The sequence below is a fragment of the Sphaerisporangium krabiense genome, assembly GCF_014200435.1.
In the GTDB taxonomy this organism is placed as follows: domain Bacteria; phylum Actinomycetota; class Actinomycetes; order Streptosporangiales; family Streptosporangiaceae; genus Sphaerisporangium; species Sphaerisporangium krabiense.
Map to the genome: position 1 here is coordinate 2,260,412 of NZ_JACHBR010000001.1, position 23,762 is coordinate 2,284,173.

A 23,762-nucleotide genomic window follows, 5' to 3' on the forward strand; every position below is an offset into this window, starting at 1 on the left:
TCACCTCTCCTTCGCTAGTAGTCGGAGCCAGGACGCCAGCCATCGGGCGCGGCGCGGGCGCACGGCGTGGCCGAGCACGTCGTGGTCGGCGCGGCGCAGCGCCGCGATCGTGGCGAGGCCGCCCGCGATGTAGCCGGCCACGGCGGGGCGCGCGTGCCCGGTGAGCGCGGCGACCAGCGGACGGCCTTCGTCCAGCAGCCGCGCGGCCCGGGACGTCTGCACGGCGAGGACCCGGCGCAGCGCCCGCGGGGTGGTGGGCCCGGCCAGGTCCGCCTCGGCGCAGCCGTGCTCGTGCAGGTCCTTGGCGGGCAGGTAGACGCGCCCGCGCCCGAAGTCCTCGCCGACGTCCTGGCAGTGCTCGACGACCTGCAGCGCCGAGCACACCCGGTCCGCCAGCGCCATGCGCTCCGGCGTGGCCTGGCCGAAGACGTGCAGCACGAGGTGCCCGACGGGGTTGGCCGACAGTTCGCAGTAGCCGAGCAGCTCCTCGAAGGTGTCGTAGCGGGTGACGACCTGGTCGCGCCGGTTGGCCCGCACCAGCTTCCTGAGCGGCTCGGCGGGGATCGCGCACGCCGTCACGGTGGGCGCGAGGGCGCGGACGGCCTGAAGGCAGGGGGTCGCGCCCGTGTAGAGGCGGTCCAGGTCGGAATCGACGAGGTCGAGCAGCCACATCCGATCGCCGGGCTTTGCCTCGTCGCCCGCGTCATCGACGAAACGTGCGAATCCGTAAACCGCGAGAAGGTGCCCGCGACACGCGCGCGGCAGTAACCGTAAGGCCACCGGAAAATTTTCACCGGTGACCCCCGATACGACGTCGAGTTTGCCGTCCTGCCGCGCTGACACCGCTACGGAATTTCCGCCCGCAGACGTCATCAAACGAGGAAATGCCTGCTCACGGGCAGCCATTGCCTCTCGCTGCGACATATTTTACGGGCCGCAGAAATGGGGCCGGGGCGCCGGTAAAGGGGCGGCGCGGCCTGTCGTTCCCAGGGGGAGCGTTGGCACGATCACGCCTTTAGGGAAACGGGGACCTGGAGAGGAGTGACGGCAACGGTCACCGTGGAGCACGGCCGTGACGGCGTACGACGCCGTGGTCGCGCAGCGGCCCGGGGCGAAGCCCCAGGGAGCGGCAGCGGCCCACCAGCTCGGGCAGCGCGCCGAGCGCCGCCCGCCAGGACCCGGGGGCCGAGGTGTGATCGGAGTCGTGCAGCAGCAGGGTGGCGCCGCCCCGCAGGCCGGGGGTCAGCGCGGCCAGCACCGAGTCCGGGCTCGCCGTGGCCGTCCAGTCCCGGCCCCATGCCGTCCACAGCACCGGGCGCAGCCCGCACGCCCGCGCCGCGGCCAGCGTCTCGGCGCTGAGCACGCCGTACGGCGGCCGGTACCAGGCCGGACGGGCGCCGGTGACCGCGCGGACCAGCGCGCACGCGTCGGCGATCTCACGCGCGGCGCGGCCCGGCCGCGTGACGAGGGCGTTGTGGTGACGCCAGCCGTGCACGGCGATCTCGTGCCCCTCGGCGACGGCGCGCCGCCCCAGCTCGGGGTGGCGTTCGAGCATCTCGCCGAGCACGAAGAACGTGGCCAGGCAGCCGAGCCGCCGCAACTCGTCGAGGAAGCGCGGCGTGGAGGCGGGGTCGGGGCCGTCGTCGAAGGTCAGCGCGACGCGCCCGGCCGCGCCGACCCCCGCGAGCCCGGGCAGCAGCCGGCGGACGCCGGGCAGCCACGTCGCCGCGGGCGCGGCGTACACGGCGACCGCCCCGCCCAGCGCCAGCACGGCCCGGACGGCGGCCGGTCCCGTCCCGCCGGGGAGCGCCGGGTCAGGCGGGGTGCGCCGTGACACGGCGGGTGGTGATCCTGAGCGCGGGCATGGGCGCGGGCCATGACGGGGTCGCCGTGGAGCTGGCCGGGCGGCTCGCCGCGCGCGGGGCCGAGGTCGAGGTCATCGATGTCCTCCAGGTGCTGCCGTTCCGGCTCGGGCCGCTGCTGCGCGGCTGGTACCAGTGGGCGATCAGGCGGGCTCCCTGGCTCTACGAGGTCATCTACCAGGTCTTCTTCGCCGGCAAACAGGGCCCCTCGTCCTCGCCGCTCGCCGGCCTCGGCGCGGCGCGGCTGCTGCGCCTGCCGGGTATGCGCGGCTGCGACGAGGTCGTCTCGACCTTCCACCTGGCCGCCCAGATGGCGGGGCTGCTGCGCGAGCGGGGCCTGCTGCGGGCGCGCAGCACGGTGCTGCTCACCGACTTCGCCGTACACCGGATGTGGCTGCACCCGGGCAACGACCGGTACCTGTGCCCGGACCCCGCCGCGGCCGGACCCGTCACGGCCGCGACCGGCAGGCCCGCGTACCCCTGCGCCCCGGTCGTGCGCCCGAGGTTCCGGCACGTGGCCACGGGGGGTGCGGAGCCGGATGGGGTGTGGGGGCGGATCGGCGCCCGGGAAGGGGATCGGCTGGTGCTGGTCTCCAGTGGTTCGTGGGGGGTCGGCCGGGTGGAGCGGACGGCGCGGCTGCTGGCGCGTTCGGGGAGGTACACGCCGGTGGTCCTGTGCGGGGGCAACGCCGCCCTGCGCCGGCGGCTGGCGGCGGGCGGCGCGGGCATCGCGCTCGGCTGGCGCGACGACCTGCCCGCGCTCATGGCGGCCGCGTACGCGCTCGTCGACAACGCGGCCGGGCTGACGTGCCAGGAGGCGTTCGCGGCCGGGCTGCCCGTGGTCTCGTACCTGCCGATCGCCGGGCACGGCCGCGCCAGCGCGCTGACGGCGGCGCGGGCGGGGGTGAGCGCTCACGCCCGCCGCGGCGCGGACCTCCTGCGCGCCCTCGACGACCTCGGGGACCGGCGGGAGCGCGCGCTGGCCCTGTTCGGCTCGCCGTCCGCGGAGTCCCTGATCATGCCCCTTCCCGCGCCTGCCGTCTCGCCGCCTGCGCCTGCGCCCGGATGGGGGGCGACTTGGACAGAAGGTAGCTCCCGTAGATGATCAGGGCGATGCCGGCCGCCTCCAGGAGAATCCACGCCCCGGTCCTGACGTACTCGCCGAACAGCAGGGTGCCGTACAGGATGCTCGACACCGGGTCGCTGATGGTGAGCGCCGGCTGGGCGGCGACCAGCGGCCCGCTCTGCAGCGTGTTCTGCAGCAGGAACAGGCTGCAGAGCCCCGTGAACACCATCGCGTACAGCTCCCAGGAGCGGAACAGGACCCCGGCGTCGGTGTCGAAGATGGTGGTGCTCTCCTTCATGAACGTGGCCGTGAACGCGAACCCGATGCCGGTGGCGATGCCGAGCGCGACGGCCCGTCCGACGCCGGGCATGAGCCGCGCCACCATGACGAGCCCGATGACGGCGCCCACGGTGATGAAGGTCGTCGTCAGCCAGCGCGCCGAGTCCGGCGCGTGATGGCCCGGGCCCGGCGCGGCGCTCGCCAGGAACGTCACCAGGCCGACGGTCATCAGGGCCACCGCCAGCCACGAGCGCGTGTCCAGGTTGATGCCGAACATCCAGGCGATGAGGAGCATCGTGAACGGCAGCTCGACCACGAGCGTGGGCTGGACCAGCGCGAGCGCGCCCCTCGACAGGGCGGCGGCCTGGAAGACGAACCCGGAGATCAGCGCGACGATGCCGAGGAGCCACACCGGGCGGCGGATCAGGTCGAGGACCAGGGCGAGGCGGAACGCCTTCTGCTCGGGCACCTCGCGCGCCGCGCGGCGCTGCAGCACCGAGGCGAACGCGTTGCTCGCCGCCGCGATGACGGCGAAGATCACCGCGATCATGAGTGTCGCCGCCGGGCGTGCCGCGGGTGCCCCGCTTCCCCCGGTTTGGCGAGGAACGGCGACCGGCCGAGGAGCAGGATGCCCGTGACCATCGCGATCAATCCCACCACCTCCGCCGCGAGCGCGGCGGCCGACACCTGCAAGCGCTCGGAGAAGACCACGATGCCGAGGACGATCCCGGTGACCGGCTCGGCGGCGGTGGTGGCCGGCAGCGAGACGCGCAGCGGAGCGGCGTCGAACGCGCTCTGGTTGAGGAACAGCCCGACCACCGCGACGCCGGGTACGGCGTACGGCTGCCAGGTCCGCAGCAGCGCGCCGAACCCGCCGCCGAACACGGCGAGCGCGCTGTGCGTGAGCACGTCCTGCATGCCGTAGAGAACCCCCGCGGCGGCGGCGAGCAGCATGGCCTTGACCTGCAGGGACGCCCGGACCGCGATCACGACGAGCAGGGCGGACAGCGCGGCGGCGGGGATCATCGCGAGCCAGCGCCAGGACAGGGGGTCGGCGGGGTCGGCGACCTTGGCCTCCTGCGGCCGGCCGAAGAAGAGGAACAGGGCCACCCCGCCGCACACCAGCACCGCGCCGAGCCATTCGGCGAGGTTGAAGTGCTGCTTGTAGACCACGTGCGCGGCGATGAGCGCGAACAGCAGGTTCGTGGCCAGGAGCGGCTCCACCCACGAGACGCTGGCCCGGCCGAGCGCGATCGCGCCGAGGACCTGGCCGCAGAACATCAGGCCGATGCCCGCGAGCCACAGGGGCTTGTGCAGCAGGTCGAGGATCAGGCGCGGGTGCAGCACTTCGCTCAACGGCTCGGTGTAGGCGGCGTGCTGCTGCGCGACGAAGCCGAGGCCGATCAGGCAGGCCGCGGCCAGGGAAAGCCAGACGATCACGTGAGCCTCCCTCCGATACACGCTCCCAGCGGTATCCGCCCTGGTCAGAGTATGCGATGCACCCGGCGTGACCTTGTCAGGCCGGGCCGGTCACCACGGGCGAGGGTGTCGCGGACCGTGCCGTGCGGCCCGCGCCGGCCGGCGGACCCGCCCGCCGAGGCGGCCGTTCCGTAATTCGGCCCGTGGAAGGCCCGCTTCCGAAGGTTCATGACCGGTATCGGCAGACATTCCTCACGCACATACCGGACATTTCCTGAGATCGATATCAGGAACGCGCAGGACATGCCGGGAAGCGCCCGCACGGCCTTGATCCACTCCCCGCGACACACGGCCTTATTCCCAGATCACCGGCGTTGACACGTCACTCGACAGGCTGATAGGAAGTGTTCGTCATATCGGGCTTGAATAACAGGGAAAGCTCGTGACCACCAAGGCGTTACGGCGACGGCCCTATCTTCCCGGTCTCTCCCTCGGAGATTATCTCGATTTCATCGAGGACCGCTTTCCCGCCTTCGCCCGCGTGCTCTGGTTCGACAGGACGGGCGGCGCCGACGCGCTCGGATCCCTGCCGCGGCCGGCCCGCGGCGGCGCGAACGCCAGGGCGGACCTCCAGCGCCACGCCCGGCGCGACCCGATGGCCGGGGCCCGCGGAATGCGCGCGCTGTTCACGCTCGCCGCGGGCGTCACGTCCCCCGAGCGCGTCCCGCGCGGCTGGAACGTCCTCGACCCGCTCGGCGGGGACGGCGTGCTCGCCCAGGTCTTCGCGACCATGGCTCCCCAGGCCGGGCACGCCGTGATCACCAGCGACGTGGCGGGCGAGATGGTGATCGAGGCGCTGCGCGCGGGCCTTCCGGCCGTGCGCCAGCGGGCGCGGTTCCTGTTCATCCGGGACGAGGCCGTCGACGCGGTGCTCCTGGCGTACGGCACGCGCCGGATCCCCGAGGCGGACCGGTTGCTCGTCTGCCAGGAGGCCGCCCGGGTCCTGCGCCCCGGCGGCAGGCTGGTCATCCACGATTTCGAGGAGGGCGCCCCCCTCACGCCGTCCGGGGGCGCGCGCCGCCCGGTCGCGGCGGGCCACCCGCGTTTCACCGCCGCCGACATGGAGCGGTGCCTCGCGCTCAGCGGCCTTCACGCGATCAGGGTGCACCGCGTCCACGACCCGCTCGTCCTGCGCAAGGGCTCGGCCGCCGAGGCGCGCGCCCTGTTGTCCGGTCACCTGCTGGACACGGTGGGGCCGGCCGTCTTCCGGGACGGCTCGGACTGGGTGGCGGAGGTTCCCCGGGTGGCGCTGGTGGCCGTCGGCGAGAAACGGCCGGCGGCGGGGTGCGGAACGCCCGGCCTCGCGCGTTGACCTCGGGAAACAGCCGGAATTGCTCAGGTAGTCGCAATTCCGGCGGGGCGGTGCGCACGCCGCCGCGCCGCGCCGGGCCGTGTATCCGGGCGTCGCCGCGACGTGCGTTCCGCCGTTCCCGCTAGGCCGGCTCGCCGTCGTCCTGCGGAAGGGAACTGATCTCACCGGGAATCGCCGCGCGGATCGCCTCGGCGACGTTGGGACCGTCGATCACGGATATGGATGGTGGTGTTTCCTCCTCGGGGGGCGGCTCCAGGACCATGAGGGTGTAGCCGAGTTCCAGAAGGATTTCGGCTATCGTCCGGTGCATCGAAACGACGACATGACGCTCCAGCGAGTTAATCGACTGGCTCCCGTTCTGGAAACGGGTCGTCAACGCGCCGAGCGCCGTTTTCGCGCAGTCGTTCACACGCCAGATCACCCGGACCACGTCGTGGTCGAGGTGAGCATCGAATCCACTGGAACATCCAGTGGTATAACGCGGAAGTCCGACCAGTCGTAAAATGAGGTAGACGTCCTCCGCCAACGCCTGCCCCATCGGTGACAGATCGCTCATAGATGAAACGCTAAGTGCTGCATCCGCCGATTACCAGACTCGTGTTGCCTTGACTCAGTTGATGATGTCAACATACCCGGTCAATCCATGACATCTTCACGATCCAGCCATGAACCATGACAAGGCCATCTCGGCCTCACACCGTACCGCCCTCAGGTCCGGCGAGGCGCGGTGGTTTCTCCGAGTTTCTTCAAGGTCCCCATCTCCGGCGCGCGGTCGTAGAATGCGCGGCGTGACGGGGGCCGGACGACGTGAGGGCGCGCGGGCGCGTCTGGTGGCGGCCGGCGCCGTGGCGGCGACGGTCGCGGCGGGGCTGGCGGTCCGGGCCGTCGCCGCGGGAGACGTGGCGAAGTACGCCGGGGACGCCCTCTACACGGTGCTGATCTACGGGCTGGTCGTCCTCGTGGCGCCGCGGGTGAGACCGGTGACGGCGGGCGCGCTCGCGCTGGCCGTGAGCTGGGCGATCGAGTTCGCGCAGATGACCGGCCTTCCGGCGGAGCTGTCCCGGCACAGCGCCCTGGCGCGGCTGGTCCTGGGGTCGACCTTCAACCCGCCCGACCTGTTCTGGTACGCGGTGGGGGCGTCCGCCGCGCTCCTGGCCCATCTGGCCGCACGGGCGCGCCGCCGCGGGTGACGCGCCGCCGCACGCGAAAGGCCCCGGTCTGCGGAAACCGGGGCCTGCGAATCGAACGCTGCGAGATCACCGGCGGATGCCGGGAGATCCCAGGAGATACGGCACGGCCACCGTGTGATCCTCGGGGGTGTCCACACAACACTGCCGATCACGCGGTGGCCGTGCTCTGACCAGTGAGATCAGGGATTCTCACTGGGGCCTTGGGTTCAGCCCACGCGCTGCCACAGGGACGGCACGTTCGGCGGCTCCCAGCCCGGCAGGGCGGTGTGCGACTGGAGGCACCGGTAGGTGGAGCCGTTGTACTGCACCGTGTCGCCGGCGTTGTAGTTCTTCCACGCCTGCCAGGTGGTGGTCCCACCCGTGGGGGTGGTGGTGGGCGTGTTCGACGGGGTCGGCGTGGGGGTCACCGTCCGGGTCGGCGTCGGGGTCGGGCCCTGCACGTTGAGCACGAAGTCGTACGACGCCTGCTTGGGGTTGCTGCCGCTGACGGTCATCAGCAACCGGGGGTCGTAGATCGTGTCCGTGCTGTTGCGCGGCTCGCCGGGGAAGTAGGTCTGCGTGGTCAGGATCGGCCGGTTGGGGGCCTGCAGCTTGACGTGGAGGTGCCGCGTACGGCCCGGGTAGAGGCCCGGCACGATCGTGGTCAGCTTGTAGGCGCCGTTGGCGTCGGTGTAGAAGTGACCGCGCTGGTTGTAGGTGACGTTGTCGTAGTTGCCCTGGGAGTCCGCCTGCCACCAGTCCATCAGCACGTTGGCGAGCGGCTGGCAGTTGATCCCGAAGACGAAGCCGCTGACCACCAAGGGGGTGCCGCTGCCCGGGATCGTGCTGCGCTGCGGCGAGCCCGGCTTGAAGTACGGGCCCTCGGTCTGGGCGATGGTGGGGGCGTCGCCCGGGTCGCAGTTGTACGGCGTGGGGCTCAGGGTGGTGCCACCGGCCGCCACGACGTCACGGGCGAGAGAGGCGTGCGCGACCTTGCCCACGATGAGCGGGACAGGGGCGCCGATGAGCGCCGCCTTCAACAAGGTCTTGCGGGTGATCCCGCGCGGCTTTTCCTCTTCCATGGGGGGTCCCTCCTTGTAGGTGCTGCTACCAAATTGACAGCGAGTGTTACCGCGGAGAACCCCTCAGGTTTGCATAAGACCGTCGTATACCATCTCGGATATTTTGCCGGATGTGACGGTGATGCGGCAGGTCTGGGTGGTTATCGCGGGGTCGAGGGGTTCACCGGAGGCCACCGAATCGCTCCGGGCAGCCGTGCGCCCGGCCGCTAGGCGGCCGGGCGAGGGATTCGCTGTCAGTGGAGGAGTCAAGGCGGCGGCCCCCCCGCGAGGTACGCCGCCCTGACTCCTCCCCGGGCGGACACGGCTCCGCCCGGTTCGGCGGCGCCGCCCTGCTCCTGCGGAGTTGGAGCCCGGGCGACGTCATGTGGTCAGAGTGTCCGCGGGCGGGCGGCCGAGCGAGGAGGCCGCCCGCCCCCGGAGATCAGACTCGAGCCCAGAGAGCCGGGACGTTCGGCGGCTCCCAGCCGGGCAGCGAGGTGTGCGACTGGAGGCACCGGTAGGAGACGCCCTGGTAGGTCACCGTCTGGCCGGCGGTGTAGTTGGTCCACTCCTTCCAGGTGGTCTCACCCGGGCCGGTGCCGCCGACGGTGAGGTTGAAGCTCGCCGTGCGGTCGACGGTGGCGCCGTCCAGGTTGATCGTGATCGGGTAGGTGTCGGCCTCGGTGGCGGAGGTGGTGCTGATCGTCACCGTGGACGTACCGCCCGCCGTGATCGACTGCGGCGAGAAGCTGACCGACACGCCGGCCGGGAGCTTGGAGGCCGACAGGGTGATCGACTGGGCGCTGCCCTGCGTGACCTGGGTCCTCAGCGTCGTGGTGGCCGACTGGCCGGCCTCTACGTTCGCCGAGGCCGGGTCGAGCGTGGCGCTGTAGTCGTTGTCACCGGGGTTCACGGTGCCGACGGTCAGGCTGAAGTTCGCCGTCTTGTCGACGTCCGCGCCGTCGGCGGTCACCGTGATCTGGTAGGTGCCGGACGGGGTGCTGGCGGAGGTCGCCAGCCGCAGCGACGAGGTCTGCCCGGACTGGATGGTCGCCGGGGTGAACGTCGCGGTGGTGCCGGCGGGCAGGCCGCTCGCCCGCAGGGTGATCGACTGGGCGTTGCCCGAGGTGACCGTCGTGCTGAGGTTGGTGGTGACCGCCTGGCCGGCCTCGGTGGTGGCCGAGGTCGGGTTCAGCGAGAAGCTGAAGTCGTTGATCGGCGTGGTGATCGTGCAGGTCGGCTCACCGGACTGCGCGGGAACCTGGACGGCGGTCCACGCGGCCTTGGCCGCGTTGAACTCGACACAGCTGTTGGGGAACAGCTGCTTGGCGGCCGTCAGCGAGTGCAGACGGAACCGGGCGTAGGTCCGCGCGCCGCTCTTGAGGTTCATGCCGCTCATGAAGATCTGGCCGGCCTTCTGGATGCCGATGCCGGTCAGCGAGGACGGGCCGGTGCAGACCGGGCTGGTCGGCTTGCCGCCGCCGGGGTTAGTGCCCTCGGCGAGCAGGTAGAACCAGTGGTTCTGCGGACCGGCGGCCTTGTGGACCTCGGTGTTCGGGATCGCGCTGGTCCAGCAGTTGGGGTCGCCGTTGGTCTGGGGGTTGTACATGTACCGGATCGGGCCGCTGCCGACCAGGTTGACCTTCTCGCCGACCGTGTAGTCCCCGGGGTCGTTCGGGTTGTTGGCGTAGTACTCGGTCAGCGCGCCGAAGATGTCACCGGTCGACTCGCCGAGACCGCCGCCCTCGCCACCGCTGCCCGTGCTGCCCGTGTACTGGTCGATCGCGTGGCCGTACTCGTGGGCGACGACGTCCATCGACGTGGCCTGGCGCTGGTTGTCCTGGCTGTGGCCGAAGTTGGTGTAGCTGCCGTTCCAGTAGGCGTTGACGTCGGCGAGGCCCACGCGGGCGGGCGGGGCGCCGCCGCTGCCGTTGATGCCGTTACGGCCGAGCCAGTCCTTGAGCATGTCCGACTCTTTTTGCGCGGCGTACATCGTGTCCACGCAGGCGGTTTCCAGGTTGGTGCCCTGGCCGTTGCCCCAGGAGTCGGTGCTCTTGGTGTAGGCCGTGCCACCCTGGCCGCCACACCGCAGGCCGGGGCGGGTGTTGTCGGTCATCGAGTACGAGCCGGCGGAGCCGCTCGTCGCGATGTTGACCTGGCCGACGTAGTAACCGTTGCCGGTGCCGTGCTTGACGTCGTCGTAGGAGTCGACGACCTTGCCCGTGGCCGCGTCGACGAATACGTGCAGGACGCTCGGGGCGTTGTCCTTCTTCGCGCCGGTGACGACGGTCTCCCACGTCAGGGTGGGCTTGGCCAGAAGGGCGTGGACGACGAGCTTCGGCGTGCTGACGGACTCGACCTTGGCCAGCTGCGCGCGCGCCGTGGCGGCGGCCTTGGCGGCGGTCAGCTTGGGCACGTTGGCGACCTGCAGCTCGGACTCGATGCCGTTGCTGACCGCCTCCACCGCCTGCCCGCTGGCGTCCGTGGAGATGACGACGTCTCCGCCGTGCACGGGGATGCCCGCGTAGGTGCGGTTGTAGGTCAGGTACTGGATGCCGCGCAGCCCGGTGATGCTCTTGGACAGCGCGAACTTGTCCTGCGGCGTCGCGTGCAGCTGCGCCGCGTACGTCGTGAGCGCGCTCGCCGCGCTGGCGAGTGCGCGCGCCTGGGGGCTCGGTGAAGCCGGGGCGCTGGCCGCGGAAGCCGACGTTGTGGTCACTCCCGCGAGTGCTGACGAGGCCAGGGCCGCTGCTGCCAGTACGGCTAGCGAGGCCGACCTCTTAAGTGGGGATTTCACTCCTTGTGACTCCTGTCCCTTGGGGGGTTGAGGGGAGGAGCCCGGCCGGGGCTGAAGCACACCGTGACATTCACGGTGCGAGGGGGGTAACCCCACAGCTTCCTATACGATCGCGCTATAGGGGTCCTGGGCCTGGGGCTGAGGAAGGGGTCCGTGTCGCTTGAGCCAGTCTTGATACACGGGTGCCTTCTCGGCGTCCGCCCAGTACGCGCGCCGTACCGCCGTCACGAGCTCAGAGATCTGCGGGTCCACGGGGCCCGCCTCCGTCCACCCGATCAGGTGGCGGAAGCTGAGCGGTGTACCCGCCAGTGGCCGGATGGCGATGCCGGGGTAGCCTCTGCTGGTCGCCTGGAACATCCCGACGCACCGCGAGGCGGCGATCAGGTCCACGGCGACGCTGAGGGTGGCCTCGCAGCCGATCTTCGGGACGAATCCCGCCTTGGCGCAGGCATCGGAGAAATGCTCTCGATGTCCGACCTCGATCATGACCGGCAGCGACCACTCCTCGCCGGCCAGGTCGGCCAGCTCGATCTCCTGGTGCGCGGCCAGCGGATGGTTCTCGGCCACGGCGACGAAGATCGGCTCCCACGCGACCGGGGCGTATCCGACGCCGGCGGGCGGTGTGAGAGGGAGACCGGGGTAGTCGGCGAGGGTCGCCAGTTCGAGCCGCTGCGAACGCAGGAGGCTCGGCAGGACGTCCATCGCCTCCTCCGTCCGCATGCTCACTTCGGCGTCGGGCAGAAGTTCCCGGAGGGTGCCGATGATGTGCAGGGCGAGGTGACTGGACATGCACCCCACCCGCACGACCCTCCGGCCGGCGAACCTCATTCCGTCGCGCCGCAGTTCCTCGAACGCGGGCAGCAGGGAGCGAGACCGGGCCAGCACCCACTCGCCGAGTGGCGTGGCCGTGGCTCCCTCGCGCCCGCGCTCGAAGAGCGGGCTGCCGAACATCGACTCGATGCGCCGAAGCTGAGCCGCCAGGGACGGCTGGGAGGTCTTCAGCGCGGCAGCGGCCTTGGAGATGCTCCCGTGGTCCGCGATGGCGCAGACCGCACGCAGATGACGCACTTCTAGATCCACGAAATGAGCTTAATAAGTAAAGAAACTTTAGAGTAGACCCAATAATGGCTCGTCAGCCGTAGTGGTCCCCGAGCGGAGCGGGGACGGCGGCTCACCGAGGGGCGACGCGACGAGGCGCGCCGCGCCCCTCACACGCACGTCCGCGAACGCCCCGCCAAAGCCGGACAAGGGGCTCATGCCGTCACGCGGGCCCCAAGAGCACCCGGGTGGCTCCCGGCCCGAACTTCCGCACCGCGAGGTGCCGCCCCGAACTTTCGGGGCCGAAGAACTTTCGGGGCGGCCCGGCCGCAGGATCGGGGGCGGCGCGGGGCGAACCGGTCGCGGCACGGGTACGTTTCAGGGCCATGGGACATCGAGTGCTGGCCGTACTGCTCCTGGTGGCGGGCTTCGTCGTGCTGGCCCCCGGCACCGCGTGCGCCTGTAGTTGCGCCACCCTGAAGCCGGCCGACCAGATGCGGCTCTCCGCCGCCGTCTTCACCGGGACGGTCGTGGCCTCACGGCAGGTCAAGGGGGACCCGGCCGGCCCCACACCGCCGATCGTCTACACGTTCCGCCCCGACCAGGTCTACAAGGGGGAGCCGGTCACCGAGGTGCAGGTGGCGTCCAACGCCGAGAGCCCCGCGTGCGGCTACCAGTTCACCACCGGGGGCCGGTACCTCGTCTTCGCCTCCGCGGAGAAGACGGGCATGCTGCAGCCCGACCCCGGCGTGCCCCTGCACACCGGGCTGTGCCTGGGCAACCGCCAGGTCGGCCTGGGCGCCGCTCCGGTGCGCGCCGGGGAGCCCGTCGTGAACGGCGAACCGATCGACGCCGAGCTGATCGACGCCCTCGGCGCGCCCGAGCCACCCTCCGTCGCCCCCTCGGCGCCGCCGAACGCCGCCCCCGCCTCGCCCGCCGCCTCCACCGGCGCGAGCGCGCCCACATGGATCATCGTCGCCGCGGCCGTCGCGGGCGCCGCAGTGGTCGTCGCCGGCTGGCGCCTGCTGACCCGGCGCAGGGGCGACTGACCCGGAGACGCGAACGCCTGCCCCCGCGCGCGAGGGCAGGCGTTCTTCGTCCGCGTCAGCGGCGCTTGGTCTTGCCCCGGGAGGGCGACTCCCGAAAGCCGGACACGAGACCAAAGGTGATCAGCGCTACGACGGCGAGCGCCAAGGCGACGAGAATGGTCTTGATCATTAGCAGGCTCCGCGATTCAGTGACATAGCGTAGTCACAGGTGACTATTCGCATTGTCTCCGGTGGTGTCTCCGATAAACGCGCCTTCCTCCACCGGCGTCACCGCCCGCCGTGCGATCGGCAGGCCGATCACCATCGTGAGCCCGCCGCCGGGCGTCTCCTCGGGCACGAGAGAGCCGCCCATCGCCTCGGCCAGCCCCCGGGACAGCGCGAGGCCGAGCCCCACCCCCGTGTGGTTGTCGCGGTCGCCCATGCGCTGGAAGGGCATGAAGACCCGGTCATGGTCCTCGGCGGGAATCCCCGGGCCCCGGTCGATGACGCGGACCTCCACCTGGCCGCCGTGCGCGCTCGCGGTGACGAGCACCTTGGCGTCCGGGGGGCTGTAGCGGACGGCGTTGCCCATGACGTTGACCAGGATCCGCTCCAGCAGCGCCGGGTCGGCGTCCACCTCGGGCAGGCCGGCCGGGATGTCCCGCGCCACGCGGTCCCCGGCCGGGCCGAGGTCGTCGATCGCCAGGGGCACGATCTCGGACATCGCGGTCGGCTCGGCACTGAGCCCGAGCACCCCCGCCTGCAGGCGGCTCATGTCGAGCAGGTTGGCCACCAGCCGGTCGAGCTTGGCCAGCGACTCGTCCGCCGTGGCGAGCAGCTCGCCCCGGTCCTCCTCGCTCCAGGCGACGTCCGTGCTGCGCAGGCTCTCGACGGCCGCCTTGGCCGAGGCCAGCGGTGTGCGCAGGTCGTGGCTGACGGCGGCGAGCAGGGCCGTGCGCATCTTGTCCGCCTCGGCCAGCGGCCTGGCCAGCTCGGCCGCCTCGCGCAGCCGCTCCTGGCGCAGCGCGATGGCCGCCTCGGCGGCGAACGCCTCGAGGACCCTGCGGTCGGAGGCGTCCAGCAGCCGTCCGTTCACCGCGAGCACGAGGTTCTCGTCGATGGTCACGTCGGTGTCCGCGGCCGAAGGGGCCGGGCACGGCGCGGCGCCTGCTATGCCGACGATGCGCCACGCCTCCGGCTCGGAGTAGTCGTCCGGGCTGGGATCGCCCACGCGCTCCAGCAGCGTCACCGACGACAGGCCGAACGTCTCGCGCAGCCGGGCGAGCAGGGACGGCAGCGCCGCCTCGCCGCGCAGCACGTGCCCGGCCAGGGTGGACAACACCTCGGCGTCCGCGCTCGCCCGCGCCGACTCCCGGGTGCGCCGCGCCGCCAGGTCCACGACGGCGCTGACCATCACCGCCACGAGGACGTACACGCCGAGCGCGAGCAGGTTCTCCGGCTGGGAGATCGTGAATCGGTTCACCGGCGGGGTGAAGAAGTAGTTGAGCAGCAGGAACCCGGCCACGGCCGCGGTCACCGCGGGCCACATGCCGCCCACCAGCGCGACGCAGACGACCGTGAACAGGAACAGCAGGATCTCGCTCGGCAGCGCCAGTTCGCCCCGGAACGGCAGCAGCGCGACGGTGAGCAGGGGCGGGATCACCACGGCCATGGCCCAGCCCGCGATCCTGCGGGTGCCGGTCAGCGCCGCCCTGCGCATCGGGCGCCGTCCCTTGCTGACCTCCGGGTGGGTGACCATGTGGACGTCGATGGCCCCGGACAGGACGGTGGTCGTGGCGCCGACCCCGCGCGCGAACAGCGAGGCGATCCGCCCCCGGCGTGAGGCGCCGAGCACGAGCTGGGTGGCGTTGACCCCGCGCGCGAAGTCCACCAGCGCCTGCGGGATGTCGTCCCCGATGACCTGGTGGTAGGTGCCGCCGAGGCTCTCCACGAGCGTGCGCTGCCGCAGCAGGTTCGCCGGGTCGGCCCCGTTCAGCCCGTCGGAGCGGGTGACGTGGACGGCCAGCAGGTCGGCGCCCTTCGTCCTGGCCGCGATCCTGGCCGCGCGCCGGATCAGCGTGTCGCCCTCGGGCCCGCCGGTCACCGCGACGACGACGCGCTCGCGGGCCTCCCAGGTGCCCGAGATGCCGTGGGCGGCGCGGTAGCTGTCGAGCTGCTCGTCGACCTTCCCCGCCACCCACAGCAGCGCCAGCTCGCGCAGCGCGGTCAGGTTGCCGACCCGGAAGTAGTTCGACAGCGCGGCGTCGATCTTCTCCGGGGGATAGATGTTGCCGTGGGCCATGCGGCGGCGCAGCGCCTCGGGCGCCATGTCCACGACCTCCACCTGGTCCGCCCTCCGCACGACCTCGTCCGGTACGGTCTCGCGCTGCTGCACCCCGGTGATCTGCTGGACGACGTCGTTCAGCGACTCCAGGTGCTGGATGTTGACGGTGGAGACCACGTCGATCCCGGCGTCGAGGATCTCCTCGATGTCCTGCCACCGCTTGGCGTTGCGCGAGCCCGGCACGTTGGTGTGCGCCAGCTCGTCGATCAGCGCCAGCTTCGGGGCCCGGGCGATCACCGCGTCGGTGTCGAGCTCGGTGAAGCTCGCCCCCCGGTAGACGACGGTCCTGCGGGGGACGGTCTCCAGCCCTTCCAGGAGGTCGGCGGTGCGGCGCCGGCCGTAGGTCTCGGCGAATCCGACCACGACGTCGGTTCCCCGCTCGCGGCGGCGATGGCCCTCGCCGAGCATGGCGAAGGTCTTGCCGACGCCGGGCGCCGCGCCGAGATAGATCCGCAGCCGGCCGCGGACCGGGTTCATCGGCCCATCCCTTCCTTTTCTTTATGCGCCTCTATCCGGTCTACCCCCTGGGCTCACCCCTTCGCCCGGTCGAGGGCCAGGTTGAGCCGGAGGACGTTCACCGCCGGCTCGCCCATGAAGCCGAGCGCGCGGCCCGTGGTGTTCTCTCTGATCAGCGCCTTCACCGCGTCCGGCGTCATGCCGCGCTCCCGCGCGACCCTCGGCGCCTGGAGGTCGGCGTAGGCCACCGAGATGTGCGGGTCCAGGCCGGACCCGCTCGCGGTGACCGCGTCCGGGGGCACCACCGCCCTCGCCGTGCCCCGGACCGCGATCGTGCGCCCGGCGGCGTAGTCCTCGCCGGGCTTGCCGCACTCGACCTTCACTCCCCGGTACTCGGCGGCGAAGGGGGCGGCGGGGCACGCCTGGTTGACGCTGACCGCGCGGGTGGGCGTCCCGACGGCCGGGAAGACCTTCAGCACCGCGCCCACCCCGTCGGGCGTGCAGTACGGCCGGGCGCCGCTGACGCCCTCCAGCGCGCCGACCGCCGCGCTACGGGCGCACACCTGGGTGAGCAGGCTCTGCTTGCCCGTGTCGGGGTTCCCCTCGGCGTCCTTGGCCCCGGGCACCGGCAGGGTGTCCACGATGTTCTCGGGCCCAAGATTACTGGCACCGCTGGAGGTCGGGTCGTAGCCGGCGCCGGCCGCCGAAGGACGGCTCTGGAAGTACTTCTTGACGGGGCCGCCGTCCGCGTCGGTGAAGTACTGCCCGATGACGCCGCTGCCGACGTCCTTGCCGTCCTTCTGGACCATCGAGCCGTTGGCCCTGCCGGTGAACAGCCCCTGGGCCACCCCGGTTACGACCAGCGGGTAGATCACGCCGGTGACCAGGGTGAGGACGAGCAGCGCGCGCAGCGCGGCGAGGTGCTGACGGATCCAGCTTGGCAGACGTTCCATTACGACATCCCCGGAAGGAGGTGGACGAACAGGTCGATGACCTTGATCCCGACGAACGGGACGACGATGCCGCCCAGGCCGTACAGATAGATGTTGCGGCTGAGCAGCTTGGCGGCCGTGGACGGCCGGTACCGCACGCCGCGCAGCGCCAAGGGGATCAGCGCGACGATGACGACGGCGTTGAAGACGACCGCGGAGAGGATCGCCGACTGCGGGCTCGCCAGGCGCATGACGTTGAGCGCGTCCAGGCCCGGATAGACCGCGGCGAACATCGCCGGGATGATCGCGAAGTACTTGGCGATGTCGTTGGCGATCGAGAACGTGGTCAGCGCGCCGCGCGTGATCAGGAGCTGCTTGCCGATCTCCACGATCTCGATGAGCTTGGTCGGGTTGGAGTCCAGGTCCACCATGTTCCCGGCCTCCTTGGCGGCGGTGGTGCCCGTGTTCATCGCCACGCCGACGTCCGCCTGCGCGAGCGCCGGGGCGTCGTTGGTGCCGTCGCCGGTCATCGCGACCAGCCGTCCGCCCTCCTGCTCCCGCCGGATCAGCGCCAGCTTGTCCTCGGGCGTGGCCTCGGCGAGGAAGTCGTCCACGCCGGCCTCCTCGGCGATGGCGCGCGCCGTCAGCGGGTTGTCCCCGGTGATCATCACGGTGCGGATGCCCATGCGGCGCATCTCGTCGAACCGCTCGCGCATGCCCTGCTTGACGACGTCCTTCAGGTGGATGACGCCGAGCACGCGCGCCTTGCCGTCCACGACCTCCCCCACGACCAGCGGGGTGCCGCCGGAGGCCGAGATGCCGTCCACCAGGTGGCCGACCTCGTCGGTGGGGTGGCCCCCGTTGTCGCGCACCCACTTCATGACCGCCGTGGCCGCGCCCTTGCGCACCTGGCGGCCGTCCACGTCGACGCCCGACATGCGGGTCTGGGCGGTGAAGGGGATCCACGCCGCGTGGAGCAGCTCTCCGGGCTCGCGTTCCCGCAGGCCGTACGCCTGCTTGGCGAAGACCACGATCGAACGGCCCTCGGGGGTCTCGTCGGCGAGGCTGGCGAGCTGGGCGGCGGCGGCGAGGTCCGCGGCCGGGACGCCCGGGGCGGGCGCGAAGTCCGACGCCTGCCGGTTGCCGAGCGTGATCGTGCCGGTCTTGTCCAGCAGCAGGGTGCCGACGTCGCCCGCCGCCTCCACCGCGCGCCCGCTCATCGCCAGCACGTTGCGCTGCACCAGGCGGTCCATGCCGGCGATGCCGATCGCCGACAGCAGCGCGCCGATCGTCGTCGGGATCAGGCACACCAGCAGCGAGACCAGCACGATGCCCGTGACGCCGTCGCCGGTCAGCGCGAGGGAGTCGGGGATGCCGGGGTTCACGGCCTTGGAGTAGACGGCCAGCGGCTGCATGGTGGCGGTGGCGACCAGGAAGATGATCGTCAGCGCGGCCAGCAGGATGTTGAGCGCGATCTCGTTGGGGGTCTTCTGCCGGTTCGCGCCCTCGACCAGCGCGATCATGCGGTCGATGAAGCTCTCGCCGGGCTTCTGCGTGATCTGGACGACGATGCGGTCCGACAGCACCTTCGTGCCGCCGGTGACGGCCGAGCGGTCGCCGCCGGACTCGCGGATCACCGGCGCGGACTCGCCCGTGATGGCCGACTCGTCCACGCTGGCGATGCCCTCGACGACGTCGCCGTCCCCGGGGATGACCTGCCCGGCCTCGACGACCACGTGGTCGCCCTGCCGCAGTTCGGTGGCGCCCACGCTCTCCTCGGCCGGTGCGGTCTGGCCGGGGCTCCAGCCGGCGAGCCTGCGCGCCGTCGTGTCGCGCTTGGCGGCGCGCAGCGTGGCGGCCTGCGCCTTGCCGCGGCCCTCGGCCACGGCCTCGGCCAGGTTGGCGAAGACGACGGTGAGCCACAGCCAGACGACGATCGCCCAGGCGAAGAGGGACGGATCGGTGATCGCGAGCGCGGTGGTGAACGCCGCGCCGATCTCGACGATGAACATGACCGGATTGCGCCACAGCGTGGCCGGGTTGAGCTTGCGCAGCGCGTCCGGCAGCGAGGTGAGGAGCTGCTTGGGGTCGAGCAGCCCGCCTCCCACCTTGGCGTTCTTGGCGGGCACGGGAGGACGGCCCGGCGCCTGGACCACAGGGGTAGCCATTTACTTGATTCCTTCTGCGAGCGGCCCGAGCGCCAGGGCGGGGAGGAAGGTCAGCGCGACGAGGACGACCGTCACGCCGACGACCATGCCGACGAACTGCGGGCGGTGCGTGGGCAGCGTGCCCACCGACGCCGGCGCCGGGGCCTGCCTGGCCAGCGAGCCCGCCAGGGCCAGCACGAAGATGATCGGCAGGAAGCGGCCGAACGCCATGCACAGGCCGAGCGCGACGTCGTACCACGGCGTGTTGACGGTGAGGCCGCCGAAGGCCGAGCCGTTGTTGTTGGAGGCGCTGGTGAAGGCGTAGAGCACCTCCGACAGGCCGTGCGGGCCGCCGTTCAGCATGCTCGCGCGCTGCTCGGGCGAGCCCATCGCCAGAGCCGTGCCGATGAGCACGAGCACCGGCGTGGTGAGGAAGTACAGCGAGGCCAGCTTGATCTCGCGCGCGCCGATCTTCTTGCCGACGTACTCGGGCGTGCGGCCGACCATGAGGCCCGCGACGAAGACGGTGATCACCGCGAGCATCAGCATGCCGTACAGGCCCGCTCCGACGCCGCCGGGCGCGACCTCGCCCAGCATCATGTTGACCATCGTCATCATGCCGCCGAGCGCGGTGTAGGAGTCGTGGAAGGAGTTCACCGCGCCGGTCGAGGTCAGCGTCGTCGCGGCGCCGAAGGTGGCCGAGTTCGGGACGCCGAACCTGACCTCCTTGCCCTCCAGGGCGGCGCCCACCGCCTGCGGGACGGTCCCGTTGTGGGCGATCTCCAGGCCGGTCAGCAGCGCGACACTGGCGCAGGCGAGCACGGCCATGACGGCGACGATCGCGTAGCCCTGCCGCTTGTCCCCGACCATCCGGCCGAACGTGCGCGGCAGCGCGAACGGGAGCACGAGGATCGCGAAGATCTCGATCCAGTTCGTCCAGGCGGTGGCGTTCTCGAAGGGGTGGGCGGAGTTGGCGTTGTAGAAGCCGCCGCCGTTGTTGCCGAGCTCCTTGATGATCTCCTGGCTCGCCACCGGGCCGCCGGTGAGCGTCTGCCTCGCACCGGTCAGGGTGGTGACGGCGTGCGGCTCGGCGAAGTTCTGGATCACGCCGCCGATCACCAGCACGACCGCGCCGGCGAACGCGAGCGGCACCAGGACGCGGAGCGTGCCGCGGGTCAGGTCCACCCAGAAGTTGCCGAGGTTCTCGGTCCGCCGGCGCGCGAACCCGCGCACGAGCGCGATCGCGACGGACATGCCGACCGCGGCGGACACGAAGTTCTGCACGGCGAGGCCGGCCATCTGCACCAGGTGGCCCATCGTGGATTCACCCGAGTACGCCTGCCAGTTGGTGTTGGTGACGAAGCTGACCGCCGTGTTCCAGGCGACGTGGCCGGTCACCGGCGGGAAGCCCAGGCTCAGGAACAGCTTGTCCTGGAGGCGCTGGAAGCCGTACAGGAACAGGATCGACACGGCCGAGAACGCGAGCACCGAGCGGGCGTACACGCTCCACCGCTGCTCGGTGCCGGGGCTGACCCCGACGAGGCGGTAGATCAGGCGCTCCACCGCCAGGTGCCGCGTCCCGCTGTAGACGCGGTACATATAGTCGCCGAGCGGCCTGTGCGTCACGGCCAGGGCGACGATCAGGGATCCGACGAAGAGGATCCCCGCGGTCGTCGACGACATCAGAAGCGCTCCGGGAACAGCAGGGCCGCGATCATGAAGATCACGAGGGCGGTGATGACCACCAGCCCCGCGGCGTTGACAGCGCTCACAGGCGCTCCACCGCCTTGACGACGAGCCCGAGGACCACGAAGATCGCGATCGTCAGGGCGACGAAGATGACGTCTGCCATCCCCTTACTCCTCAAATCCAGACGAACATGCTCCTGGCCCTCCATGACGAAGGGCCTCAAAGCAAGCAAATCGCTGGATTTCCGAGGTTCTACGAGTCTTGACGGCCTCTCTACGCCGCCCACCGCATTCTTGATGCCATCTTTACGGCGGCGGGCCGGGACGGCCTCGGTCACGCGCGGCCGGCGAAGCCCGGTGCTTCTCGCCGCTCTCCTCGACGCTCAGTTCTCCTCGCCGGTCTCCTGGTGCGGCGCCCCGACCGGCTTCGACTCAGGTGACCCGCGCTGCCGCAGGTAGATGGACAGCACCACCATCGACAGCACGGCGAGGAACTCCGACTGCCAGTTCTGCAGCGTGCGGTTCCAGAAGTCCGGCGAGCCCAGGTAGCCGAGCGCGGACACCGGGTCCTGGAGCCGGGCGAGCCGCTCGGCGTTGTGGCTCGCCGTCCCCGCCACCCACTGGGCCAGCCACGACAGCGCGAAGACCGCGCCCATCACCATGCCCAGCGACCTGCCGTACAGCCACGGCCGCAGCCCGGTTCCCTTGGCCCACGACGGGGCCCGCTCAGGCGCGTACCGCCCCACCTGCTGGTCGGCGTCGCTTCCCGCGCCCTCCTCGCCCATCTGCTTGGACTCCGGCGACCCGCGCTGCACCAGCCAGACCGTCACCAGGATGAACAGAAGGAACTGCAGGTACTCCGACTGCCAGTTCTCGGCCACGTCCACGGCGAAGTCCGACGAGGTCACGTAGGACGCCCACGAGACCGGCGCGCCGCCGTCCACCACCTGCTGCTCGTTGTACGCCGCGTTCCCGGCCAGCGACTGCCCCGCCAGCGCCACCACGAAGATCACCAGAAAGAACAGACTGAGCGCGTTGTCCCGGACGAACCGCCGCATCACCCCTCCTCCCTCCGGCCGCGCCGACCGTCGCCCGCTGACCGCCGCCGCGTGGAGTCCACCGTTCTCACCTGCGCAGCAGCCCGATGACCAGGAAGTACGCGAGCCCGATGACGATGACCGCGATCGTGAAGGTGAAGAGCGTCCGCATCGCTCAGCCCTCCACCTTGCACCGGTACGGCTTCTCCCCCTGCGACGTGCACCCGGCCGCCCGCACGAGCCATCCCTTCGAGAACCGGTGCAGGAAGAGCGTGTCCCCCGCCACCCGCACCTGCGCCTCCCGCCCCCACACCTGTGCCGCTCCGTCGGCCCCCGCCGACGGCGCCCCCTCGGACGGCTCCGCGCTCCCCCCGGACGAGCCCGCCTTCCCCTCCGGCAGGTCGGCCTTGAGGATCGCCGCGGCGCAGCCCGTCTCCTCGTCCGAGGCGACCGCCTCCGCGGTGTCCGGCGCGAGAAGCGCGCACGCGGCCTCCCCCTGCCCGCCCCGCACCGCCGCGACGAACCGATCCGCCGCCGACGCCACCCCCGCCTCCTGCCCCGAGGCGCATCCGGTCAGGGCGGCGACCAACCCCATACCGACCACCCCCACGACCAGCACCGCTCTTCGCATGAACCCCCGCTACCCCCGCGCCTTCCCTTGTCACCTCGCCTTTCCTCGGCGAGGCGGGAGGGATGAGGACGGCGCGGGCACGCGAGATCCCCGGGCGGACGAGGCCGCGCCGGGGACCCGCGTGGACGCTCGCGGGCGGTCAGTCGGTGGTGATGGCGTCGACGAGGTCGCCGACGGGGGCGTCGGGGAGGGAGCGGGCGACGTCGGCGAGGGCGACGATGCCCACCAGCGAGTGGCCGTCGATGACGGGGAGCCGGCGGACCTTGTGGTGCGCCATGGTCTTGAGGACTTCCTTGGCGTCGTCGTCGGCGCCGATGGTGACGGCCTCGGCCTGGGCCAGCGAACCCGCCAGGCAGGACTTGGGGTCCTTGCCCTTGGCCAGCACCTTGATCACGATGTCGCGGTCGGTGACCATGCCCTTGAGCCTGTTGTCGGGTCCGCAGATCGGCAGCGAGCCGACGTCGAGCCGCGCCATCTTCTCCGCGGCGTCGAAGACGGTCTCGTCCGTCTCCACGCATTCGACGTTCGGCGTCATGATCTCTCGTGCGGTCGGCATCCGCGCTCCTTTCCTTGGATCGGCCGGGGACTCTTTACGGTTGCCCCTGCCGCAGGGCCTGAAACGGCATTTCCATGTCCCGCCGAAGGCCCGTCCGATCCTCCGGCCTTGGCAAACGGCTCCACCCCTGGTGGAGGGCCGGTAGGGCGGCGCGCCGCGAGGGGAGAACGCCAGAAATCCGAAATAGTGATTACGGACATGAAGAAAAGGTGTTCGGATGGCCGACGCACCGATCTCCTTCGTCTCCTCCCATGACCGCGTCGCCGTGATCACCGGCGCCGGCTCGGGCGATGCGGCGGATCACTTCAGCGGGTCGTGGCCCCAGTTCATCAACGAGTACCGCCACGGTGTGTCCCGGACGTCCCCCTTCGGCCGCTGGGCCATGTGCCGGTGGACGTACCCGGTGACCTTGCGCATGTGGGCGTAGTCGTCGTCGCTCAGCTCCCCCTTCTTCTTGCGGAGGATGTCGACGATGTGCCGCCCCGAGGCGTGCCCCGTGGACTCGCCGCCGCTCGACTTGTCCCCTACGGCGCCGGACTCGGAGGTGCCGAGCCACCGTTCCAGCTCCGCGGCGGTCATGTTGACGGCCTCGCCGAACTCGTCCGCGACGCGCCGCCGCTCGTCCTCGGCCATCTCAGGGCCTCTTCCGCAGGGCCGAGGGCTTGTGGACGGCGCTCCGGCCGCTCTTGTCGCTCTTGACGAGGTACTGCGGGTCGTCCGGCGAGGCGTCCACCACCCGGCCGGCCCGCTCGGTCCTCTTGGTGATCTTCTGCTCGACCGTTCCCGTCGCGGTGCCGCCGTGGCTCTTCCACGTGACCTTGTCTCCAACGGAGATTTCATCACCTTTGTCGCTTTTACCCATACGGTCGGTGTGCCCGGC

23 protein-coding genes are annotated in these 23,762 nt (G+C 71.2%); 4 read left to right on the plus strand and 19 right to left on the minus strand.

The window, feature by feature from the left end; translation table 11 throughout:
• Together hpnC and BJ981_RS09755 are read right to left on the minus strand one after the other, a co-directional pair.
• Entirely contained in the window at positions 1–924 is a 924-nt protein-coding gene (gene hpnC / locus BJ981_RS37450; RefSeq protein WP_311745344.1) for a squalene synthase HpnC, read from the minus strand.
• Between the two features lie 130 nt (positions 925–1,054).
• Positions 1,055–1,837 (minus strand): polysaccharide deacetylase family protein, encoded by a 783-nt coding sequence (locus BJ981_RS09755; protein WP_239139673.1) that lies wholly within the window; start codon positions 1,835–1,837, stop codon positions 1,055–1,057.
• Between BJ981_RS09755 and BJ981_RS09760 the strand changes: the two genes are divergently transcribed.
• Complete coding sequence (locus tag BJ981_RS09760; RefSeq protein ID WP_239139672.1) at positions 1,831–2,967, plus strand: MGDG synthase family glycosyltransferase; 1,137 nt, start codon at positions 1,831–1,833, stop codon at positions 2,965–2,967. The genes BJ981_RS09755 and BJ981_RS09760 overlap by 7 nt on opposite strands.
• Here the strand turns inward: BJ981_RS09760 and BJ981_RS09765 are convergent.
• Both BJ981_RS09765 and BJ981_RS09770 read right to left on the minus strand, forming a co-directional pair.
• Complete coding sequence (locus tag BJ981_RS09765; RefSeq protein WP_184610110.1) at positions 2,879–3,757, minus strand: DMT family transporter; 879 nt, start codon at positions 3,755–3,757, stop codon at positions 2,879–2,881. The two genes, BJ981_RS09760 and BJ981_RS09765, sit on opposite strands and share 89 nt — an antisense overlap.
• Positions 3,754–4,647: a DMT family transporter gene (locus tag BJ981_RS09770; protein ID WP_184610111.1), complete on the minus strand. Its 894-nt coding sequence runs from the start codon at positions 4,645–4,647 to the stop codon at positions 3,754–3,756. Before BJ981_RS09770 ends, BJ981_RS09765 begins: the two co-directional genes overlap by 4 nt.
• A 421-nt stretch (positions 4,648–5,068) precedes the next feature.
• Between BJ981_RS09770 and BJ981_RS09775 the strand changes: the two genes are divergently transcribed.
• Complete coding sequence (locus BJ981_RS09775; protein ID WP_184610113.1) at positions 5,069–5,998, plus strand: methyltransferase domain-containing protein; 930 nt, start codon at positions 5,069–5,071, stop codon at positions 5,996–5,998.
• Between the two features lie 121 nt (positions 5,999–6,119).
• On the opposite strand, the gene BJ981_RS09780 is transcribed toward BJ981_RS09775, so the two are convergent.
• A complete protein-coding gene (locus tag BJ981_RS09780) occupies positions 6,120–6,554 on the minus strand; it encodes a hypothetical protein (RefSeq protein WP_184610115.1) in 435 nt (144 codons plus the stop codon).
• Between the two features lie 232 nt (positions 6,555–6,786).
• Here BJ981_RS09780 and BJ981_RS09785 point away from each other — a divergent pair, with 232 nt between their 5' ends.
• Positions 6,787–7,188: a ribosomal maturation YjgA family protein gene (locus BJ981_RS09785; RefSeq protein ID WP_204070650.1), complete on the plus strand. Its 402-nt coding sequence runs from the start codon at positions 6,787–6,789 to the stop codon at positions 7,186–7,188.
• Positions 7,189–7,394: 206 nt separating this feature from the next.
• On the opposite strand, the gene BJ981_RS09790 is transcribed toward BJ981_RS09785, so the two are convergent.
• The 3 genes from BJ981_RS09790 to BJ981_RS09800 all read right to left on the minus strand — a co-directional run bounded on the left by BJ981_RS09790 (position 7,395) and on the right by BJ981_RS09800 (position 12,105).
• Entirely contained in the window at positions 7,395–8,249 is an 855-nt protein-coding gene (locus BJ981_RS09790) for a dioxygenase family protein (RefSeq protein WP_184610118.1), read from the minus strand.
• Between the two features lie 421 nt (positions 8,250–8,670).
• Entirely contained in the window at positions 8,671–10,947 is a 2,277-nt protein-coding gene (locus tag BJ981_RS09795) for a M4 family metallopeptidase (RefSeq protein WP_239139671.1), read from the minus strand.
• A gap of 180 nt (positions 10,948–11,127) precedes the next feature.
• A complete protein-coding gene (locus tag BJ981_RS09800; protein ID WP_239139670.1) occupies positions 11,128–12,105 on the minus strand; it encodes a LysR family transcriptional regulator in 978 nt (325 codons plus the stop codon).
• Positions 12,106–12,449: 344 nt separating this feature from the next.
• Between BJ981_RS09800 and BJ981_RS09805 the strand changes: the two genes are divergently transcribed.
• The gene (locus BJ981_RS09805) at positions 12,450–13,112 is read left to right on the plus strand and encodes a hypothetical protein (RefSeq protein ID WP_184610121.1); all 663 of its coding nucleotides are present in this window, start codon (positions 12,450–12,452) and stop codon (positions 13,110–13,112) included.
• A 202-nt stretch (positions 13,113–13,314) separates the two neighbouring features.
• On the opposite strand, the gene BJ981_RS09810 is transcribed toward BJ981_RS09805, so the two are convergent.
• The 11 genes from BJ981_RS09810 to BJ981_RS09860 all read right to left on the minus strand — a co-directional run bounded on the left by BJ981_RS09810 (position 13,315) and on the right by BJ981_RS09860 (position 23,744).
• Positions 13,315–15,912, minus strand: a complete 2,598-nt coding sequence (locus BJ981_RS09810) for a DUF4118 domain-containing protein (RefSeq protein ID WP_184610122.1) — start codon at positions 15,910–15,912, stop codon at positions 13,315–13,317.
• A 53-nt stretch (positions 15,913–15,965) separates the two neighbouring features.
• Positions 15,966–16,844: a potassium-transporting ATPase subunit C gene (locus BJ981_RS09815; RefSeq protein WP_184610124.1), complete on the minus strand. Its 879-nt coding sequence runs from the start codon at positions 16,842–16,844 to the stop codon at positions 15,966–15,968.
• Positions 16,844–18,991: a potassium-transporting ATPase subunit KdpB gene (gene kdpB, locus BJ981_RS09820; RefSeq protein ID WP_184610126.1), complete on the minus strand. Its 2,148-nt coding sequence runs from the start codon at positions 18,989–18,991 to the stop codon at positions 16,844–16,846. Before kdpB ends, BJ981_RS09815 begins: the two co-directional genes overlap by 1 nt.
• The gene (gene kdpA / locus BJ981_RS09825; protein ID WP_184610128.1) at positions 18,992–20,653 is read right to left on the minus strand and encodes a potassium-transporting ATPase subunit KdpA; all 1,662 of its coding nucleotides are present in this window, start codon (positions 20,651–20,653) and stop codon (positions 18,992–18,994) included.
• Positions 20,653–20,742: a K(+)-transporting ATPase subunit F gene (gene kdpF / locus BJ981_RS09830; RefSeq protein ID WP_184610130.1), complete on the minus strand. Its 90-nt coding sequence runs from the start codon at positions 20,740–20,742 to the stop codon at positions 20,653–20,655. Before kdpF ends, kdpA begins: the two co-directional genes overlap by 1 nt.
• Positions 20,739–20,996: a hypothetical protein gene (locus tag BJ981_RS37455; RefSeq protein ID WP_204070649.1), complete on the minus strand. Its 258-nt coding sequence runs from the start codon at positions 20,994–20,996 to the stop codon at positions 20,739–20,741. The genes kdpF and BJ981_RS37455 overlap by 4 nt, the downstream gene beginning before the upstream one ends.
• Positions 20,997–21,041: 45 nt before the next feature.
• Entirely contained in the window at positions 21,042–21,716 is a 675-nt protein-coding gene (locus BJ981_RS09840; protein ID WP_184610132.1) for a DUF6766 family protein, read from the minus strand.
• 154 nt (positions 21,717–21,870) lie between these two features.
• Entirely contained in the window at positions 21,871–22,326 is a 456-nt protein-coding gene (locus BJ981_RS09845) for a hypothetical protein (RefSeq protein WP_184610134.1), read from the minus strand.
• A 139-nt stretch (positions 22,327–22,465) separates the two neighbouring features.
• Entirely contained in the window at positions 22,466–22,882 is a 417-nt protein-coding gene (locus BJ981_RS09850; RefSeq protein WP_184610136.1) for a CBS domain-containing protein, read from the minus strand.
• 300 nt (positions 22,883–23,182) lie between these two features.
• On the minus strand, positions 23,183–23,515 hold the full coding sequence (locus tag BJ981_RS09855; protein ID WP_184610138.1) for a DUF3140 domain-containing protein: 333 nt from the start codon (positions 23,513–23,515) through the stop codon (positions 23,183–23,185).
• Position 23,516: 1 nt separating this feature from the next.
• Positions 23,517–23,744: a hypervirulence associated TUDOR domain-containing protein gene (locus BJ981_RS09860; RefSeq protein WP_184610139.1), complete on the minus strand. Its 228-nt coding sequence runs from the start codon at positions 23,742–23,744 to the stop codon at positions 23,517–23,519.
• Positions 23,745–23,762: the final 18 nt, after the last annotated feature.